At 66.2% G+C, this 17,155-nt stretch carries 20 protein-coding genes; 9 read left to right on the forward strand and 11 right to left on the reverse strand.

Features of this window, described 5'->3' with window-relative positions:
* Nucleotides 1–48 precede the first annotated feature (48 nt).
* The 3 genes from QA609_RS13505 to QA609_RS13515 are packed head-to-tail and all read left to right on the forward strand — an operon-like array spanning nt 49 to nt 1,601.
* Nucleotides 49–687 (forward strand): ribonuclease H, encoded by a 639-nt coding sequence (locus QA609_RS13505; RefSeq protein WP_278303141.1) that lies wholly within the window; start codon nt 49–51, stop codon nt 685–687.
* A gap of 51 nt (nt 688–738) precedes the next feature.
* On the forward strand, nt 739–1,191 hold the full coding sequence (locus tag QA609_RS13510; RefSeq protein ID WP_278303142.1) for a DUF2240 family protein: 453 nt from the start codon (nt 739–741) through the stop codon (nt 1,189–1,191).
* 23 nt (nt 1,192–1,214) lie between these two features.
* On the forward strand, nt 1,215–1,601 hold the full coding sequence (locus QA609_RS13515) for a hypothetical protein (RefSeq protein WP_278303143.1): 387 nt from the start codon (nt 1,215–1,217) through the stop codon (nt 1,599–1,601).
* 15 nt (nt 1,602–1,616) lie between these two features.
* Here the strand turns inward: QA609_RS13515 and QA609_RS13520 are convergent, their stop codons facing one another.
* Entirely contained in the window at nt 1,617–2,300 is a 684-nt protein-coding gene (locus QA609_RS13520) for an HAD family hydrolase (RefSeq protein WP_278303144.1), read from the reverse strand.
* 327 nt (nt 2,301–2,627) lie between these two features.
* Here QA609_RS13520 and QA609_RS13525 point away from each other — a divergent pair, with 327 nt between their 5' ends.
* Complete coding sequence (locus tag QA609_RS13525; RefSeq protein WP_278303146.1) at nt 2,628–2,822, forward strand: hypothetical protein; 195 nt, start codon at nt 2,628–2,630, stop codon at nt 2,820–2,822.
* Nucleotides 2,823–2,828: 6 nt separating this feature from the next.
* Here QA609_RS13525 and QA609_RS13530 read toward each other — a convergent pair whose 3' ends face one another.
* The 3 genes from QA609_RS13530 to QA609_RS13540 form a co-directional block, all read right to left on the reverse strand.
* The gene (locus QA609_RS13530) at nt 2,829–4,541 is read right to left on the reverse strand and encodes a cation:proton antiporter (protein ID WP_278303147.1); all 1,713 of its coding nucleotides are present in this window, start codon (nt 4,539–4,541) and stop codon (nt 2,829–2,831) included.
* Nucleotides 4,534–6,279 (reverse strand): cation:proton antiporter, encoded by a 1,746-nt coding sequence (locus tag QA609_RS13535; RefSeq protein ID WP_278303148.1) that lies wholly within the window; start codon nt 6,277–6,279, stop codon nt 4,534–4,536. Before QA609_RS13535 ends, QA609_RS13530 begins: the two co-directional genes overlap by 8 nt.
* Nucleotides 6,280–6,457: 178 nt before the next feature.
* A complete protein-coding gene (locus tag QA609_RS13540; RefSeq protein ID WP_278303149.1) occupies nt 6,458–6,826 on the reverse strand; it encodes a methylglyoxal synthase in 369 nt (122 codons plus the stop codon).
* An 87-nt stretch (nt 6,827–6,913) separates the two neighbouring features.
* On the opposite strand from QA609_RS13540, the gene QA609_RS13545 reads away from it, so the two are divergent.
* Entirely contained in the window at nt 6,914–7,333 is a 420-nt protein-coding gene (locus QA609_RS13545; RefSeq protein ID WP_278303150.1) for a VOC family protein, read from the forward strand.
* A 15-nt stretch (nt 7,334–7,348) separates the two neighbouring features.
* On the opposite strand, the gene QA609_RS13550 is transcribed toward QA609_RS13545, so the two are convergent.
* Nucleotides 7,349–7,915, reverse strand: coding sequence for a DoxX family protein (locus tag QA609_RS13550; RefSeq protein WP_278303151.1), 567 nt, complete (start codon nt 7,913–7,915; stop codon nt 7,349–7,351).
* A gap of 175 nt (nt 7,916–8,090) precedes the next feature.
* Here QA609_RS13550 and pyrF point away from each other — a divergent pair, with 175 nt between their 5' ends.
* On the forward strand, nt 8,091–8,891 hold the full coding sequence (pyrF, locus tag QA609_RS13555; protein ID WP_278303152.1) for an orotidine-5'-phosphate decarboxylase: 801 nt from the start codon (nt 8,091–8,093) through the stop codon (nt 8,889–8,891).
* A 4-nt stretch (nt 8,892–8,895) separates the two neighbouring features.
* On the opposite strand, the gene QA609_RS13560 is transcribed toward pyrF, so the two are convergent.
* The 3 genes from QA609_RS13560 to QA609_RS13570 form a co-directional block, all read right to left on the reverse strand.
* Nucleotides 8,896–9,174 carry a hypothetical protein gene (locus QA609_RS13560; RefSeq protein WP_278303154.1) on the reverse strand — a complete coding sequence of 93 codons (279 nt, stop codon included), beginning with the start codon at nt 9,172–9,174 and terminating at the stop codon, nt 8,896–8,898.
* Between the two features lie 18 nt (nt 9,175–9,192).
* Nucleotides 9,193–9,372: a hypothetical protein gene (locus QA609_RS13565; protein ID WP_278303155.1), complete on the reverse strand. Its 180-nt coding sequence runs from the start codon at nt 9,370–9,372 to the stop codon at nt 9,193–9,195.
* Nucleotides 9,373–9,459: 87 nt separating this feature from the next.
* On the reverse strand, nt 9,460–9,873 hold the full coding sequence (locus QA609_RS13570; protein WP_278303156.1) for a hypothetical protein: 414 nt from the start codon (nt 9,871–9,873) through the stop codon (nt 9,460–9,462).
* Nucleotides 9,874–10,060: 187 nt separating this feature from the next.
* Here QA609_RS13570 and QA609_RS13575 point away from each other — a divergent pair, with 187 nt between their 5' ends.
* The gene (locus QA609_RS13575; protein WP_278303157.1) at nt 10,061–11,284 is read left to right on the forward strand and encodes a HalOD1 output domain-containing protein; all 1,224 of its coding nucleotides are present in this window, start codon (nt 10,061–10,063) and stop codon (nt 11,282–11,284) included.
* The gene (locus tag QA609_RS13580; protein WP_278303158.1) at nt 11,281–13,350 is read left to right on the forward strand and encodes a hypothetical protein; all 2,070 of its coding nucleotides are present in this window, start codon (nt 11,281–11,283) and stop codon (nt 13,348–13,350) included. Before QA609_RS13575 ends, QA609_RS13580 begins: the two co-directional genes overlap by 4 nt.
* A 7-nt stretch (nt 13,351–13,357) precedes the next feature.
* Here the strand turns inward: QA609_RS13580 and QA609_RS13585 are convergent, their stop codons facing one another.
* Nucleotides 13,358–13,537, reverse strand: coding sequence for a hypothetical protein (locus tag QA609_RS13585; protein WP_278303262.1), 180 nt, complete (start codon nt 13,535–13,537; stop codon nt 13,358–13,360).
* Between the two features lie 228 nt (nt 13,538–13,765).
* Between QA609_RS13585 and QA609_RS13590 the strand changes: the two genes are divergently transcribed.
* Entirely contained in the window at nt 13,766–15,367 is a 1,602-nt protein-coding gene (locus QA609_RS13590) for a GTP-binding protein (RefSeq protein WP_278303159.1), read from the forward strand.
* 26 nt (nt 15,368–15,393) lie between these two features.
* Here the strand turns inward: QA609_RS13590 and QA609_RS13595 are convergent, their stop codons facing one another.
* Together QA609_RS13595 and mch are read right to left on the reverse strand one after the other, a co-directional pair.
* Nucleotides 15,394–16,074, reverse strand: coding sequence for an HAD family hydrolase (locus QA609_RS13595; protein ID WP_278303160.1), 681 nt, complete (start codon nt 16,072–16,074; stop codon nt 15,394–15,396).
* Between the two features lie 62 nt (nt 16,075–16,136).
* Nucleotides 16,137–17,069: a methenyltetrahydromethanopterin cyclohydrolase gene (gene mch / locus QA609_RS13600; protein WP_278303161.1), complete on the reverse strand. Its 933-nt coding sequence runs from the start codon at nt 17,067–17,069 to the stop codon at nt 16,137–16,139.
* Nucleotides 17,070–17,155: the final 86 nt, after the last annotated feature.

Consider the following 17,155-nt stretch of genomic DNA (forward strand, 5'->3'; position numbering starts at 1 on the left):
GCTGATACTGGCCACAAGTTTAAGTGAGCTAGATAACCTACACCAAGTATGGCCGCTCACGGCCGGTCTGCCCTGCGGGACCTGTTCGACGAGTCGCCCACCCCCCACATCGCCCACCCTCCGCGAACCCACCATCGCGACTTCTACGTCGCCACCGACGGGTCCTTTCGCGAATCGGGCGGTGGTCTGGGCGCCGTTATCGAAACGCGCGACGGCACCCGCGTCGCTCGGATCGCGACTGCGGACGCGCCGCCGGACAACAACGTCGCCGAGTACCGAGCGCTGCATCTCGGTCTCGACGTGCTGGCCGCTCGAGCCCCGGCGGACGCCCGGGTCGGCGTTCTCGTCGACCACGACGCCCTCGCCAGCAACGTCAACAACACCGTCCTCGCGACCGGTCATCCCGACCGGAAACCGCCACAGCCGATCTCGGTCCCGACGGCGACGCGGTACCACTGGCGAGGGATCCAGGCCCGGCTCAGCGGGTTCTCGGAGATTCGGGCCGCCCGGATCGACAGCGATCAGAACCCCGCTCACCCGCTCGCGAACGCGCCGGCACAGTACCAGCACGTCAACCGGGAACCCGATCGCTGCGTCCTTCCCGAACCGCCCGAGGCGAGCGCGCCGACCGAGTTCCCGCCACCCTCGCGCGCCGACCGCAACGGCGGAGGCCGCGCCTCGGACTGACGCCGACCGGAACCGCCACCGTTTTTCCGTCCCTCGAGAGAGTCGTCCTCGATGAGTCTTCGCGTCGCCGTCGCAGCCCCCTTCATCCAGCACGGAACCGACCGCCTGCAGGAACACGCCGTCGTCGTCGCGCTCTCGCTGGATCGCGACTGGTTCTCGCCCGACCAGGCAAAGCGGCTGATCGACGTCGCGACCCAGGAGGGGCTGCTCGACCACGAGGACGGCGACCTCGTCGCTGCCTTCGACCCCACCGACGTTCGAATCCCCGAGGAGTTCGTCCCCGACGAGGACCTGCTCCGGGAACGGTCGGCGTTCGAGCGGGTTCTCGACGGGCTCGTCGCCGAGGGCGTCGAGAAACACGAGGCCGTCGGCGCAATAAACGGCCTCCAGGGGGAGCTGGGGGTGACGATCGAGGCCGCGGCCGTCGTCTACGCTCGCCGGCGGGGGATCGACGTCTCCGAACTCGTCCCGGTCGCTCGCTCGGCGCTGATCGAAGAGCGTTAGGTCGCCGACAACTGACCCCGACCATGGTCGAGGAACGAACTACCGACGGCCGACGGATCGCCGAACTGCTCGCCTCGGAGCTCGACGGGCGCGAGGACGGCTCGCTCGAGGCCGTCTCGGTCGCAAACGCCGACCGGGACGTCGAGCCGTCGGCCGACGGCGCGCGGGCGTACGACCTCGTCGCTGGAGCGGAAGCCGACCGAATCGCCCGAGCGTTCGTCCACCCGGACAGACTCCACCTCGAGTTCGAGCGCGGGCGGGAGCTCGCGGCCGAGACGGCGACGGAACTCGAGTTGCGAGTTCGACCGAAAGCGTCGAAACCTCCGAAAACGCTGGTGTTCGTCGAGAGCGGCGCCGCGGTAAAACGAGCGACCGACGTCGTCGATGCCGTCGTCGGCACTGACACCTAACCTTCAGACCGGGCGCTACGATCCGATCGCCGAGTCCGTCTCCTCGAGCGCCGCGACCGCCTCGGGGACCGCCGTTGCGACCGCGTTCTGGTCGACGTGGGCGGCCGCGCGCGGATCGGGATCGGGGCCGTCCTCGAGCAGGATCTGGATCGCGGTCATTCCGGCGCCGGTTGCGCCCTCGACATCGGCTTCGACCTCGTCGCCGACGTACACCGTCCGTTCGGGATCGACGGCGAGCTCGTCCGAGATCGCCTCGAAGGCGCGGATATCGGGCTTGCCGGCCTCGAGCTCGCCGGTCACCAGCGCCGCGTCGAAGGCGTTCTCCCAGCCCAACGTCGTCAGTTTGTCCCGCTGGGCGCGGACGGGACCGTTCGTCAGCAGCCCGATGCGGTAGCGTTCGTTTAGCTTCGCGAGCATGGACTCGACGCCCGGCAGGGGCTCGAGGTCGGCGGCGATCTCGTCGCGGTAGGCCGCGGCGACCTCGGCCGGCTCGGCCTCGGTCTCCCGTCCCTCGAGCAGCTCGGTGAAGATCGGCTCCCGGGTTTCCTGGGTGAGGTTCCGGCGGTGAGCCTCGAGGTAGTCGGCTCGCGACAGCTCGGGCGCGCCGGCGGCGTCGGTCGCCGCCTCGAGGATCGTCGTCCGATCCCGCTGGGGAACTGCGAGCGTGTAATCGAGGTCGAAGACGACCGCCTGTAACATGGTCGCAGCAAGGGAGCGAACCCGTTTGAACCTATTGTTTCCGCGCTGTGGCGATCCGGTCAGTCGTCGCTCGAGCGCGCCGCGGGATCCGAACGAGCCTCGAGTCGCGGGACGACGACGTCCTCGATCCGGCACGTACTGTATGGGCGCCGTTCGGATAATGACGGTAAAAGAACGTCGTCGACGGCGAAGGCGCAGATCGTCTCGGCGGTCCCCTAGACGGCTCACTTGCGTGTCCGCGAGCACGATACTCGCGACATCGAGAGCCGTGAGACCGATCGGAAGGGATAGGCAGCTTTTCCCGTCGCAGGGATGCTAGCTACGGGTATGTTCGAAGCAGCCGACGTTGGAGTACTCGCACGAAACTTCGGTATCTACGCCGTCGGCGTCGGGTTGGCAGTCGCCGGGGCGCTCGGTCTCGCCGGCGCGGTCGAACTGCTGCCGGCTCTCGCCGCGGTGCTTTTCGTCGCCGGTCTCGCGCTCGTCCTCGTCGTTCACGAATTCCTCGGCGGGCCGGTTTGAAAGGGCTCAGTCGCCGAACCGCGTGGCGAACCCATAGCGCTCGAGCGTGGCGAGGGTATCCCGGTGGTCCTCCCGAATCTGTTGTCGCGATCGCTCGTCCTCCAGGACCGTTTCGACAGTCTCGACGAGCTGATCGGCCGCGAGGACGCTGGGAACGTTGACGAACGTCGCTCCGGCGTCCAGCAGTTCGCGCCCTTCCCGGGACGTTCCGGCCCGGAGGATCACGCCACAGTCCGCCTCGAGGTCGAGTACAGCCTCCGAGACCGGGCGGTGTTCGACCGTCGACACGGTGAGGATCGCATCGTCGACGTTCGCTTTCGTCCAGGGATACTCCGCCATGGCGTCGCCGAGGACGTAGTTTCGACACTCCGCGCGGAGGTCCTCCCAGATGACCGGATCGTTCTCGATGACGACGTACTCATGATCGATCCGCTCGCAGGTCTCGACGAGCCACCGACCCTGGCGTCCGTAGCCGACGATAACGATGTGGTCCTCGAGACCGTCCGTGACGTAGCTTCGGTCGTCGATCTTTCTGGTCTGGCGCTTGCTGACGAATCGGCTGACGACCGTCTCGTACACGTCGTCCTCGTAGCGTCGGGCGACGGAGGTGAGGATCATCGTGACTGCCGCGGCGAGGATGATCGCGTCGAACAGGGTCGGGGCGATGGTTCCGAGAAGCAGCCCCTGGATCGCGATGACCAGCGAGAGTTCGCTCACCTGGTTCAAACTCGAGCTGGCGAGGTAGCCAGTTCGGATGTCGTACCCTTCGTAGGTAAAGGCGAGCATGAGGACGATCGGGTTGACGACCAGCACGAGACCGACGAGCGCGAGCGAGATCGTCGCCATCTCCACGGTGGGAAATTGGACGAGCGCGCCGACGGTGACGAAGAAGATGGCCACGAAGAAGTCCCTGATCGAGCTGATCCCGTTTCGAACGCCAAGCGATTCTGCGCCCTCGCTGCGAACGGCGATCCCGGCCGCGAACGCACCGACGACGATCGAGATGCCGACGTACTCCGCAGCGGCGATGAAGCCGATGAGTATCGAGATGCTCCCCATCAGGACGAGTTCCTCGACGCCGTCGGCCAGCCGAAGCAGTAGCGGGAATCCGTGGCGATAGATGAGCAGCGCCGCGATCAGAAACAGGACGCCGTACCCGATTTGTGACGTGACGACCTCCGCAGTGAAGACCTCGGCCGAGAGGATCAGGATGAGACCGATCGCGACGAGATCGTCGAAGAAGTGGATCGAGGAGGCGAGCCGTCCGTGGACGAGGTTGTCGCGGATCTCCGTCTCGAGCAGTCCGGCGCCGACGATCGTCGAACTCAGGGTCGCCGCGGCGCTGAAGTAGATCGCGTTTCTGACCGGGTCGGTGAAGCCGAACCACTCGCCGAAGAGGTAGCCGATACCGAACGCGATCGGAGCGACGACGACGAGCAGCGTGATCGCCGCTCCCTCGCCGTCCCTGATGACCGATCGAAGCGCGTCGAACTCGACGCGGATGCCGAACACGAACACCAGGAAGGCGATTCCCCACTGGGCGAGTTCGATGAGGTCGGTCTGTTCGATCGAGACCACTCCCATCTCGGCGCCGAAACCGACGATCAGACCCGCGATGATGTAGAACGGGATCGGCGAGAGCCCGAAGTGATTCGCAAACAGCAACAGGATCCCGGCGGTAACGAAGACGACCGAGAGGGCGATGACCAGCTCAGCCATCGGTCTCACCTCCGGCCTCAGCTCGCGCTGATTCCGGTCGTAGTTCGTCCGCTTCGATACGGCCCTCGCGTCGAATTCGTTCGATATCTTGCTCGATAGCGTCCATAAAGGCCGCTCGGTCGGTGATGTACTGCTCGAGGAACTCGCTCAGCTTCTCGGCGGTCAGATACGTGTTCATGATGACGTACGCCGCTCCGCGATCGTAGAGGTCGCGAGCGTCGTCGATCCGCTCGGCCTCGACGAACACCGCCGCGTCATCGGGGGCCTCGTCGAGGACGGCCTTGTTGACGTCGACCTGCACGCTCGAGCTCAGCACGAAACTCGCGTTCTTCAGGTTCGCCGCCTTTCGGACCTCGCCGTGGCGGAAGTCGCCGAAGATGTGGTCGTAGCGTCCCTCCCGCTCGATCTCGTCGATGTGTTCGGTCTTGCGGTCGATGACGACGACGGTACCGTACTCCTCCTCGAGAACCGGCAGCGCCCGTTCGGTAACCTCGTCGTAGCCGATCGCGATCGCGTGATTCTTGTACTCCGCGAGTTCGGTGTCGACTTTCCCCTCGGACTCGAACCGGCCGAACCACGGTTTCACCCAGCTGTAGATGGTGTGGTTGTACGCGATGATGTACGTCGAGACGCTCATCGTCAGCAGCGCCATCAGGCTCAGGTAACCGAGCACGTCGGAGTCGATATAGCCCTGCGTAAAGGCGAGCGCACCGACGACGAGCGAGAACTCGCTGACCTGGACCATGTTGATCGAGCCGAGGAACGAGGTCTCGACGCTGAACCCCTCGCGGTCGATGAGGTAGAACATGATCCAGAAGTTACCGACCATCAACACGATCGACGCGATGATCGCCTCCTGCCAGTAGGCCAGCAGGGCGCCAACGCCCTCGATCTGGAGCCCGATGCTCGCGAAGAACACGAGGATGAAGAAGTCGGTGATCGGGGTGATCCGGTCCTCGAGTTCCTTGCTGTAGGGCAGTTGTGCGAGGCTGATCCCCGCCAGGAACGCGCCGACCTCGACCGAGAGGTCGAACCCTTCGGCGATCGCGATGAACAGGAAGGCCCACGCGATCGCGACGATCAGGAAGACGTCCTTGTTGTTAGCGATCCGGCGGAAGACCTGCGGCAGGAGATACCTCGAGGAGGCGATCGAGAAGAGGCCGATGAAACCCATCATGACGAAGATTACGGCGAGCGTCGTGGCGATCTCGCCCGCGTTGTCGAGCGAGTCGGCGCTGAAAAGCGCCAGCACGACGACGAGGTAGATGTCCTGGACGATGAGGACACCGACGTCGATCTTGCCGGGCAGCGACGTGATCTCGTCCTTGTCGGTCAGCACCTTGACGATGATCGGCGTCGCACCGAAGACGGTCGCCAGCGCGATGACGAGCACCTCGGTCGTGTCGAAGCCGAGCACGAGCGCGACCAGGAAGGCGAGTGCGGTTTGGAGTACCGTCTGCCCGATGGCAACGTTCGTGATCGGACGTAAGATCTCGCGGATATCCTCGAAGCGCATCTTCATCCCCAGCAAGAACAGCAGGAAGCCGAGCCCGAGTTCGGCCATCAGATCGACGAGCCCCTCGTCGGTGACGACGTCGAACATCACCGGGCCGAGGATGATTCCGGTTAGAATGTAGGCGATGATCGTCGGCTGGCCCGTCTGCCGAGCGATCAGTCCGACGGTCGTCGCGACGACGATAATGATAGCAAAGTCGGCTGCGAGGGCGATTTCACTCATCTACGGACCAAGTCGTGCGGGTCTTTGCGCAGTTCCATTTTATGCGTTGCGTTTCGAGCGCGAAATCAGCAGTTCGAACGGGACCGACCGGTCCTCGTGTGGACCGCCGTACGTCGGCTCCAGCGAAACTGCGATCCGAGTCCTGCGGTCGCGCCGGAGCTCGGTACAGCAGATCGTCTCAGTCCGCAAGCCCCTCGATGAGGAACTCCGCCGAGGTGAGGTTCGTCGCGATCGCGGTGTCGTGGACGTCACAGATCCGGAGCAGCGCGGAGATGTCCGGCTCGTGGGGCTGGGCCCGCAGCGGATCCCGAAGGAAGACGATCCCGTCGACCCGCTCCTCGGCGACCTCCGAGCCGATCATCAGGTCGCCGCCGAGCGGTCCCGACTGCTTGCACTCGATCTCGAGGTCGGTCTCTTCCATCAGTCGTTTCCCGGTGGTTCCGGTCGCGATCAGTTCGTACTCCCGGAGTTGGTCCTCGTGAGCCTGTGCGAACTCGATCAGGTCCGACTTCTTCTCATCGTGGGCGATGAGCGCGACGCGCGTCATACATCCCCCTTCTCGCAGAGCCAGATAACCCTAGGTGAGCCGGCGCGAACGGAAGCGCTTTTGTCGGCCGCTCGCACGAGCCAAACCATGACAGCCCTCGATGCCCACCACGTCGGACTCACTGTCGGCGACCTCGAGCAAACGCTGCCGTTCTACCGCGACGTGCTCGACCTCGAAGTGCTCGACCGGTTTTCGGTCGAGGGCGAGGCGTTCGCCGACGCCGTCGGCGTCGACGATGCGGGCGCCGACTTCGTCCACCTCGACGCGAACGGCGTCCGCCTCGAACTCGTGGAGTACGACCCCGAAACCGACCCCCGACCGGCGCCGGAACTCAACGAGCCCGGGGCGACACACGTTGGCCTCGCGGTCGACGACCTCGAGGCGTTCTACGCCGACCTGCCCGAAGACGTGCCGACGATCAGCGAGCCCCGAACGACCGCGAGCGGAACGTCGATCTGGTTCCTTCGGGATCCGGAGGGAAACCTCGTCGAAGTACTGGAAACGTAACGGGCGAAAAGGAGGTCAGCTCAGCAGGTACCGGAGCCCCGGGAAGCGCTCGACGAGCGTCTGCCCGCCGACCTCGAGGCGTGCGATGTAGCGGTCCAGGCCGAGGATCCGTCCGGCACCGAAGGCCGCCAGCGCCAGGAAGACAACGGCGTAGATCAGCGTCGAGTCGAACAGCGCGAGCCAGGCGCCCTCCCAGCCGCCGAGGTAGAACATGCTCATCTGGATGGCGCCCCCCAGGGCTGCCAGCCGGACGAACGCGCCCGCGATCAGCGCGACGCCGATCAGCACCTGCGTGACTGGGACGACGACGTTGATGATCTCGAGCAGCATCGCGTTGCCCGCCATCGCGGCGTACAGTCCGCTGACGGGACTGACGGGGTCGACGCCGTGGAGCAGGAAGCCGCTGGCGTCGAACGCCTCGCCGCTGACGAACGCGAACTTCCCCAGACCGGCGAACAGCATCATTCCCCCCATGACGGCTCGTAGTGCAACGACGAACCACGCGCTAAGCGCGTGGGGTTCGCCGACGAGGTCGATCCCCCCGTAGCGGCTTTCGAGCCGGTTTCGAGCTGTCGTGGACATTGTCGGTCACCGTTACACTCGAGTGTAGACGCCCTCCCATCATATATCGGAAACTCGATTCTCACGGGTGTGGAAACCAGCCCGACGTTCAGAGTTGTTTTCGTTCGAGTATCCGTCGTCGACGATCGCTCCGGAGGATGACAATCTTTTCGACCGACCCGAACCACGTTCGGACATGAACTTCTTCGATCGCCTGCGCGACCGCATTCGAACGGTCGACAGCGTCGTCTCGGTCGGACTCGACCCCGACCCCTCGAGAATCCCCGACCACCTCGCCGAGCACGACCTCCCGCGGTGGGCGTTCAACCGACGGATCATCGACGCGACTCACGAACACGCGGCCGTCTTTAAGCCGAACGCCGCCTTCTACGAGGATCCCGACGGCTGGCGCGCTCTGGAGGAGACGATCGCCTACGCCCACGGGAAGGACGTTCCCGTCCTGCTCGACGCCAAACGGGCCGATATCGGCAACACGACCCGGCAGTACGCCGAGTTGCTCGAGCGCGCGGACGCGATCACGGTCAACCCCTACATGGGTCGGGATTCGCTCCAGCCGTTTCTGGCTGACGAGGAAGCGGGTGTGTTCGTCCTCTGTCGCACGTCGAACCCCGGCGGAGAGGACCTTCAGGACCTCGAACTCGCGAGCGGCGAGGCCGTCTACGAGCGCGTGGCCGCGCTTGCGGACCTCTGGAACGAGAACGACAACGTCGGCCTCGTGGTGGGTGCGACCAAACCCGAAGAGCTCGAGGAGCTGCGCGAGCAGGTTCCCGATCTTCCCTTCCTCGTGCCGGGAATCGGCGCCCAGGGCGGCGACGCCGAGGCCGCCGTGGAGTACGGACTCGCCGACGGCGTCGGGCTGGTTAACTCCTCGCGAGGGATCATCTTCGCGGGAGAAAATAGCGAGGACTTCGCGAACGTCAGCGGACAGGCAGCGAAACGGCTCAAAAAGCGGCTGAACCGGTACCGCGACAGTTAGCTTCCTACTCCGTTCGCTCGCCGACGTCGCCGTCCTCGCAGGCGGTCGAGACGACCCGTCCCGCGACCCGCCCGTCGACGACCCGGCCGACGATTTCGACCTCGATCGGTCCCCGAGGGGGTCGCTCCTCGAGTTCCTCGAGACCCTCGACGACGGCGACGTCCATCGGGCTGGCGTCGGAGGGGTGGGCAGCCACGAGGGTCCCGTCCCGCTGCTCGAGCTCGAGGCAGAACCGCTCGCCGACGGCGAGCGACTCGCCCAGCAGATCGCGGATCGACGTCATCGACGGGCACCCATCCTCTCAGAACCGGTGGACGTCGACGTCGTCGGACTGACGATCGGGCTGGCCCTGGGCCACGCAGTCGGCACACAGCCCCGGTCCCGTCTCGTAGTGTTGCTCGCAGGCGAGCGTCCCGCAGTTGGCACACCGCTCCTGAGCCGGCTTCGACTCACAGATCTGGCAGAGGCCACTGATGCTCATAGCGGATAGTACGGGCTCGAGCGGCTTGAAAGGGAACCCGGCAACGCCCGTTCGATCGACCCGGTATCCGTCGACGGCGACCGCCGATCACGCGCTTCCGATCTCGAGTTCGTAACAGCGCTCGAGCAGCGCCTCGAGTTCGTCGCTGGGTACCGACCGTCTGACGGTCCCGCTTCGCCGGTCGTACTCGATCAGTTGCCGGTCCGCCAGCTTCGGCAGGTGTGCGTGATAGAGGTCGATCAGCACAGACTCCCGGTCGTCGACCGAGACTCGCTCGGCGGGAACCGACGTCTCCCGGGCGGCGATCGTCGTCGCCAGCGACTCGATGCTCGCGACCTCCGTCTCGGAGAGATAGTAGAGCACGTCGCGGCGTCGTCGGTTACTGAGAATGGAGAGGAACTCGTCCATCGACGATCGTTGCTCGCCGACGGCGGGTAGTTCGACGCCCGATTCGGCCGTCGTACCGTGGTCCTCTCCGTCTTCCGAGCGATAGTCGACCATATATCCGTACGATCTCGAGCGGCGTTAATAAACTTACTAGAGAGCTGCTACGCCGGAACGTACGAAATCAATACAAAAACCATCTGGTAAGATTAAATAAATTTGTCTATTGAGTCCTTGGTCTTATTCTCAGAGGCTGCATAACATCCGCGAGCTTTTCCTAAGCGACCGTCGTACCCCGTGACGGATGACGAACGACCGATCCCGGAACAACGCCGGAGTCGACGAGAGAGACGGGACGGCCGCCGGGATCCGGTCTCGTCCGAGTATCTCGATCGTCGAACGGGTCGCGGACGAAACCGGTCGATCCCCCCTCGAGTTGCCGCCGCTGAACGAGACGGTAGACGTCGACGCGCTCGATCGGTTGCTCGAGACCGACGGCTCGAGCGGTCCGTGGCCGACCGTCGTCTTCCGGTACGCCAACCGTCGGATTCGGGCGACCGCCGACGGAGTGATCGAGCTCACGAACCCGGAGGAAATCGACGTCTCTGCCGTCGACGAGTGGACCCACGTTTCGATCGTCGAGGAACAGGGCGGGCGCCCCATCGCAGTACGCATCGCGTCGGCCATCGCGAGTCGGTCCGGTTGGGATCGAGACCGAGTACGGACGGCGATCGGAGAGGTGATCGATCCGGACGCACTGGCCCGCCTCAGCCGGCAGCGTGAGAACGGTATCTCGCGTCCCGGTGCGACGGTCCTGCTCTCGGTGCTCGGACACGACGTCGTCGTCGACCCCGGTGGGACGGTCAGCGTCGGCTCCACACTCGGACGGCTGAAGCGAACGGGCGGGAACGTGTTGATCGCCGGCGGCGTCCCCGACGACCTCGTCGACGTCGCCAGCGCGAATCTCCTCGGCGATCCCGACCGAAACCGCCGCCACCTCTTCGCGCTGCTCGATCGCGACCGACGGGTCGTCTCCGACCGACTGGCGACGACCGATATCGCGTCGGCACAGATCGTCGACTACGCGATGACCGCACGCTCGGTCGCGTCGGCGGGAGCGCCCGTCGCCGACGCCGTCGCCGTCGTCGACGAACCCACCGATCTCGACGAACTCGAGGCTGCGGTCGACGCACGGGTCCGGGCGTTCGGAACCGACACACCACTCTCCGAACCCGGGGATCTCCGGCTCTGTGTCGACTCGCTGCGGCCGATGCTCGACGAGCGCGGAACCGACGGCACCGTCGCGCTCCTCGAGCCGATCTGCGAGGCGGTTCGTGACGTCTCGGGCCTGGGCCACTACGTGTTGCCGGTCGACCGCGACGACCCCCTCGTCGATGCGCTCGAGTCGCTGTTCGACGCGACCGTCGAGCTTCGCGTCGGCGACTGCGGCCCGCAGCAGCGCTGGCACCTCCACGAGAGCGGGTACACGACCGACTGGATCGGGCTCGCCCGATCCGGCGAGCGATGACCGCCGATCCGAGGTTCCAGCCGCTCAACGACGGCGCCGGACTCACCGTCGTCGATCCGATCGAGAACAGGCAGTGTCCGTTCCGAACCGACGAGCCCGTCTCGCCCCGCCCGATCGAACCCGCCGGATTCTCCTTTCCCGTCGACGGCGCCGTCGAGCTGACGGCCGCCGAACTGGTATTTCCGTACGTCGTTCCCGTCTACGTCCGCGACCCGACCGGCGAGATGTTGCTCGAGACCGACTCCTGTGCCTACGAACGGCTCCCCGACGGGGAGTACGTCCTCGAGCTGATGGCCCCGATCCAGCTCTACGTGCGCGTCCGGAGCCCGGTGACGATCGCATCGGCCGACGACCGGCTGGCGTTCGACTTCGGCGAGTCGACGACGGTGCGTCTGGGGGCGCGGTCCCGACACGAACGCCCCGCCGCCGCGGTTACGACGACGACCGAGCCGGCGGACCTGGCGCGTGCCGTCTCGACGTTCGGCTCGGCGCTGAAGACCCACAGCTGCGATCGCTCGCTGCCGTCGCTTCGGGGCCACCCGCCCCGACTGGAGCTGGGATCGGCGGTTCGAATTCCGTCGGCGGTCGAACCGCCCGACTCCGGCGTCCGCCTCGTCGTCCCCCCGAATCGGTCGGCGATCTACGCCGCCAGCCCGCTCGCGTACTACCTCGCGGCGACGGTCGAGACCGGTCCGAACCCGAGAATCGAAACCGAGGGCGGATTCGTCTATCCGCTCGGGGAAACGACCGAGTCCGTCGTCCGAGCGATCGAACGCGCGCTCGAGCAGGTGTTCTTCGTCGACTGCGTGGCCCGAACGGAGGGGCTGTATCGGGTCGCCCTCCACGAGCGGGATCGGTTCGAGGAGCGGTTCGACCTCGCGCTCGGCGAGCTGTACGAGGCCGACCTCGCCGACCGGCTCGAACCGGTCCTCTCGATCCCGTACGACTCGATCGCGGACCTCCTCCCGCGGTGGAACCTCGTCACGCACGCGACGGCCGACCCGGAGAACGCGACCGTGCTCCCCTATCTCGCCGACGAGCTGTCGATCGTGCGTCCGGCTCCCGAGGACCGGTCCGAGACCGACGCGGCCCCGATCGCTACGCTCGCGATCGACGAGTTCACGCGTTCCCGCGCGGGAGTCGACCACGGGACGGAGTTCTCGTACGTCTCTCCCCCGTCGACCGACGCCTTCGGCCAGGCGTGGCTGGGCGAGGGCGTTCCGATCGGTGCGACCAAACTCCTTCGGAGCGCCTTCGAGAACGGGCTCGAGCGCTCGCCCTCGACCGGCGCCGTCGAGGTAGCGATCGTCTGTAACGACCCGGAGATGGCCGCGGAGTTCGATACGAGCGACGGCACTCTCTACGGGGAACGCGAGAAGCTTCCGTTCGAGGTAACGGTACACAGATCCGTCTCCGGCGAGGAGCTCCGGGAGCTGTTCGCGACCGATATCGACTTCCTCCACTACGTCGGCCACGTCGAGAACGGCGCGTTCGTCTGTTCGGACGGCCCGCTCGAGGCACGGGAACTGGCGGACGTCGGCGTCGACGCGTTCCTGATCAACGGCTGTCGCTCGTACGACGTCGGCGTCCGCGTGATCGAGCGGGGCAGCGTCGGCGGAATCGTCACCCTCAGCGACGTCGGCAACCGGGACGCGATCGCCGTCGGTCGGCTCGTCGCGCGGCTGTTGAACAACGGGTTCTCGATCCGGGACTCGACTTCGATCGCCCGCAATCAGCGGCTCGTCGGCAACCAGTACGCCGTCGTCGGCGACGGGAGCGTCACCGTCGGCCAGGCCGGCAGCGGGGTTCCGAACACTGCCCGGATCGAACCGCTCGGCGACGGCGAGCACCGGCTGCGACTCGAGCTTCACCACGTCGATAGCGGACCGGGCGCCCAGTACGTCCCCTACATCGACGGCGTCGATCGACACTTCCTCGCGGGCACCGAACTCCCGCCGATAGACGTCTCCATCGGAGCCCTCTCTCGGTTCCTCAGGCTGGCGGAGATCCCGGTTCGCTGGGGCGAAGAATGGTACTGGTCGACGGACGATCGGTTCGCCGAGTAAGGACGGCTTACCAGGTGCCGCCGCCGTTGCCGGCGATCCCGACGTCCGCTGCGGCCGTTCCGACCTGCGAGAGCAGGAGACAGGCCGCGAACAGGACGCCGATCAGTCGTGGGTGCTCCGTGAGGACCGTCCGTAACGCATTGTTACTCGAGGACATCGCGTCGAACGGTACCGCTGCACGAGCCATAGCTATTGTTCAGTTAACCACACGCAGATTGCTAATCCTTGCTCCGATGGAAATCGGAGTTCATCCGAGGGTAGACGGCTATTACCGACGCGTGAGCGGAGTTAATCGAGTATTGAGACCGGCGAAACGGGGTCGCCGTCAGCTGTGACCCCCGTCGCCCGACAGAGTCCCATGCTAACACGTCTCTCCGCCGGGAAGTTTTTATCGGCTCGCCAGTTACCCCCTCTTATGAGCCGTGACCGGGTCCTCCTCGAACGGGCCCTGGACCGTGGCGAACAGGACGGCGGAAGCGTCGAGTTCAAGGAACGGCTCCTCCGGGACGTCCACCTCGAGGGCGGGCGCCGAGAGAGTCTGGCCGCGCAGCTTCGACATCGCCTGCTGTCGGGTGACGGCGAGGCGACCTACGTCGTCGGCGTCACCGACGACGGCGGGCTCGCCGGCATCGACCACGACACCTTCTCCGAATCGATGGACGTCCTCTCCCTGCTCGCCGAGGAGGCCGACGCCCATATCGACGACGTTCAGACCTGGGGCGTCGAAGAGGGACTCGTCGGCGTCGCGCAGGTCCAGGACGGATCGATCCTCGAGACCGACGACGAACACCTCGTCATCGGGACCGCCGGCCACGTCGACCACGGCAAGAGCACGCTGGTGGGCTCGCTGGTCACTGGCACCGCCGACGACGGTGACGGGGCGACCCGAGCGTACCTCGACGTCCAGCCCCACGAGGTCGAGCGCGGGCTCTCGGCGGATCTCTCATACGCCGTCTACGGCTTCGACGACGACGGCCCGGTTCGCGTTCGCAACCCGGATCGCAAGGCCGACCGCGCGAAGGTCGTCGAAGAGGCCGATCGGCTCGTCTCGTTCGTCGACACCGTCGGCCACGAGCCCTGGCTGCGAACGACGATCCGCGGGCTCGTCGGCCAGAAACTCGACTACGGCCTGCTCGTCGTCGCCGCCGACGACGGACCGACCCAGACGACCCGCGAACACCTCGGCGTCCTGCTGGCGACCGAACTGCCGACGATCGTCGCGATCACGAAGACCGACGCCGTCTCCGAGGAGCGGGTCGAGGAGGTCGAACGCGAGGTCGAACGACTCCTTCGGGACGTCGATAAGTCCCCGCTTCGGGTCGCCCGTCACGGCGTCGACGCCGCCATAGAGGAAATCAGCGAACGCGTCGTCCCGATCGTGACGACCAGCGCGATCACGATGGACGGGCTCGACACCCTCGACGAACTGTTCGACCGGCTTCCGAAGACCTCCCAGGACGCCGGGGAGTTCCGGATGTACGTCGACCGCAGCTACTCCGTGACCGGCGTCGGCGCCGTGGCGTCGGGCACGGTTATGTCCGGCGAGGTCGAGGCCGGCGACGAACTCCTGATCGGGCCGATGCCCGACGGCCGCTTCCAGGAGGTAGAGGTCCGCTCGATCGAGATGCACTACCATCGGGTCGACCAGGCCAGCGCCGGCCGGATCGTCGGCATCGCGCTCAAGGGCGTCAAGGAGAGCGCGATCGAGCGCGGGATGGTGTTGGTCCCCCGAGAGGCCGACCCCGAGCCCGTTCGGGAGTTCGAGGCCGAGGTGATGGTGTTGAACCACCCCACCAGGATCGGCGACGGCTACGAGCCGGTCGTCCACCTCGAGACGATCGGCGAGGCCGCCTCCTTCTCGCCCGAGAACGGGCGGCTGCTGCCCGGCGACACCGGCGAAACCACCGTCCGGTTCAAGTTCCGTCCGTACCTGATCGAGGAGGGGCAGAAGTTCGTCTTCCGGGAGGGACGAAGCAAGGGCGTCGGGACTGTCACTGACGTCCGCCCTGCCGACTAGTCGGTCTTACGCCGAACGAGGCGGCGTCACCGCCAGGGTGGAGAACGCAGTTCGGCCAGCGACTCGAGAACGTAGCTCGGCCGTGGCTCCGGATTCGTCGTTTTCGCTCCTCGAGGGACCCACACCGAATCGAGCCCCGCGGCTCGAGCGCCGGCGACGTCCGAGGACAGTGAGTTCCCGACGTACACCGCCCGCTCCGGTCTCGAGCCGAGCTCATCGAGGGCGACCGAGAACGGCTCGGGATCGGGCTTCGGCGCGGTGTCCTCGCCCGCGAACACGGTCGTCTCGAACGCGCGCCCGAGCCCGGTCGCCTCGAGCTTCTGGCGTTGCATCGCGGACAGTCCGTTCGTGATCAGTCCCAGTGCGTACTCCTCGGCCAGTTCATCCAGCGTCGCGGTCGCACCCGGTAGCGCCTCGACGTTGCGCTGGTCGCGTTCCTCCCGGAACTCGCGGGCGACCGCGACGCCGTCCGCGCGATCGTGACCCGCGTCGACGGCCAGATCGCCGAAACAGCGCTCGTGGAAGTCGGCGAAGCCGTCGGCCCGCTCCAGGTACTCGCGGTACCGGTCGTAGTAGGTCGCCGGCTCGAAGACGGGGCCGACGCCCGCGCGCTCGAACGCGAGCTCGAGCACCTCGTCCGCGCCGCGGCGATACCGACAGAGCGTGTCGTCGAGGTCGAAGAGCACGGTGTCGATCGGCTCGCTCATCGACCGTCCGAAGGTGCGATCGCGAGAAAAATCGGTCGATCGTCGGCGGTCGTCGAACCGGGCTACAGATCGAACGACTCGGCGAGGAGTTCCTCGTCGGTTTCACCGTGGCTGTGGGTCGGCCCGCCGAGTACGTCGACGGTGACCGCCGCGGGCGCGAACAGATCGGCGGGAACCTCCTCGAACTGCCAGTCGAGATCGTCGAACACCTCGGCGAACGGACGGCCGTGTGCGTCCGCGGCCGTCGAGGGGATCGAGTCGAAGACGTCGTCGTCCTTCCGGACCGTCAGGTGGGCTCGGCCGCCGTAGGCGAGCGCGTCGTTCGTCCGGGCGATCGCGGTCTGCTCGTCGCCCGCGACCGGCGCGACCGGCGCCCGCCCCGTCGCGGAGACGATATCGTTCGGGTCGTACCCCAGCTCCGTCAGCCGGTAGGTCGCGAGCTCGGCTGCGCGAGCGGCGGACGTGATACTCCCCGCGAGACTCGCCGTCCGGTAGGCCAGCAGGAAGACGCTGCTCGGTTCGACCTCCGCGAGCTCCGCGACCTGTTCGGCGGCCGACGCCGGCGGCAGCTCGTCGCTCTCGACGGCCAGTGCGGTCAGATCGAACGCGTCCGTGTACCCGACCTTTCGGAACTCCTCCTCGCGTGCGACGAGCGCGCGTGCGGGCCCGCTGCCGAGCCCCTCGAAGTCCTCGGTCGCGAGTTCCCAGCCGGCCTTCTGTGAACACAGCAACGAGAGCGCGGGCTGGTCGGTCGTCAGCTCGACGTAAGGGATCGAGGTGCCGTCGACCTCGCCCAGCAGGTGACTCGGCGTGGCCATCCCCGCGGTCTGGATCTCCGTCAACAGTAGTCCCGCCTCGACCCCGCCGTCGAACTCGACGCCGAAGTCGAGTACGGTCGCCTCGTTCTCGAGGTCGAACCCGCCGATGTTCAGCTCCTCGGCGTAGTCGAGGGCTTCGTCGACCAGCTCGATCGCCATCCGGTTGAGACTCTCCATACCCTCCCCTCTAGCGTCTGGCGTAAAACAGTTTGTCAGTTCGGTCCCTCGACCGCCGTCGCGAGATTCATACAGGCTACTGTGTG

It is taken from the genome of Natronococcus sp. A-GB7, assembly GCF_029688865.1.
In the GTDB taxonomy this organism is placed as follows: Archaea; Halobacteriota; Halobacteria; order Halobacteriales; family Natrialbaceae; genus Natronococcus.

Excerpts from the sequence above, each read along its gene's own strand:
- pyrF (WP_278303152.1), top strand. The coding sequence starts at position 8,091 with ATGAACTTCTTCGATCGCCTGCGCGACCGCATTCGAACGGTCGACAGC.
- QA609_RS13545 (WP_278303150.1), top strand. The coding sequence starts at position 6,914 with ATGACAGCCCTCGATGCCCACCACGTCGGACTCACTGTCGGCGACCTC.
- QA609_RS13575 (WP_278303157.1), top strand. The coding sequence starts at position 10,061 with ATGACGAACGACCGATCCCGGAACAACGCCGGAGTCGACGAGAGAGAC.
- QA609_RS13560 (WP_278303154.1), bottom strand. The coding sequence starts at position 9,174 with ATGACGTCGATCCGCGATCTGCTGGGCGAGTCGCTCGCCGTCGGCGAG.
- QA609_RS13515 (WP_278303143.1), top strand. The coding sequence starts at position 1,215 with ATGGTCGAGGAACGAACTACCGACGGCCGACGGATCGCCGAACTGCTC.
- QA609_RS13585 (WP_278303262.1), bottom strand. The coding sequence starts at position 13,537 with ATGGCTCGTGCAGCGGTACCGTTCGACGCGATGTCCTCGAGTAACAAT.
- QA609_RS13590 (WP_278303159.1), top strand. The coding sequence starts at position 13,766 with ATGAGCCGTGACCGGGTCCTCCTCGAACGGGCCCTGGACCGTGGCGAA.
- QA609_RS13565 (WP_278303155.1), bottom strand. The coding sequence starts at position 9,372 with ATGAGCATCAGTGGCCTCTGCCAGATCTGTGAGTCGAAGCCGGCTCAG.
- QA609_RS13510 (WP_278303142.1), top strand. The coding sequence starts at position 739 with ATGAGTCTTCGCGTCGCCGTCGCAGCCCCCTTCATCCAGCACGGAACC.
- QA609_RS13525 (WP_278303146.1), top strand. The coding sequence starts at position 2,628 with ATGTTCGAAGCAGCCGACGTTGGAGTACTCGCACGAAACTTCGGTATC.
- QA609_RS13535 (WP_278303148.1), bottom strand. The coding sequence starts at position 6,279 with ATGAGTGAAATCGCCCTCGCAGCCGACTTTGCTATCATTATCGTCGTC.
- QA609_RS13570 (WP_278303156.1), bottom strand. The coding sequence starts at position 9,873 with ATGGTCGACTATCGCTCGGAAGACGGAGAGGACCACGGTACGACGGCC.
- QA609_RS13540 (WP_278303149.1), bottom strand. The coding sequence starts at position 6,826 with ATGACGCGCGTCGCGCTCATCGCCCACGATGAGAAGAAGTCGGACCTG.
- QA609_RS13550 (WP_278303151.1), bottom strand. The coding sequence starts at position 7,915 with ATGTCCACGACAGCTCGAAACCGGCTCGAAAGCCGCTACGGGGGGATC.
- QA609_RS13595 (WP_278303160.1), bottom strand. The coding sequence starts at position 16,074 with ATGAGCGAGCCGATCGACACCGTGCTCTTCGACCTCGACGACACGCTC.
- QA609_RS13530 (WP_278303147.1), bottom strand. The coding sequence starts at position 4,541 with ATGGCTGAGCTGGTCATCGCCCTCTCGGTCGTCTTCGTTACCGCCGGG.
- mch (WP_278303161.1), bottom strand. The coding sequence starts at position 17,069 with ATGGAGAGTCTCAACCGGATGGCGATCGAGCTGGTCGACGAAGCCCTC.
- QA609_RS13505 (WP_278303141.1), top strand. The coding sequence starts at position 49 with ATGGCCGCTCACGGCCGGTCTGCCCTGCGGGACCTGTTCGACGAGTCG.
- QA609_RS13580 (WP_278303158.1), top strand. The coding sequence starts at position 11,281 with ATGACCGCCGATCCGAGGTTCCAGCCGCTCAACGACGGCGCCGGACTC.
- QA609_RS13520 (WP_278303144.1), bottom strand. The coding sequence starts at position 2,300 with ATGTTACAGGCGGTCGTCTTCGACCTCGATTACACGCTCGCAGTTCCC.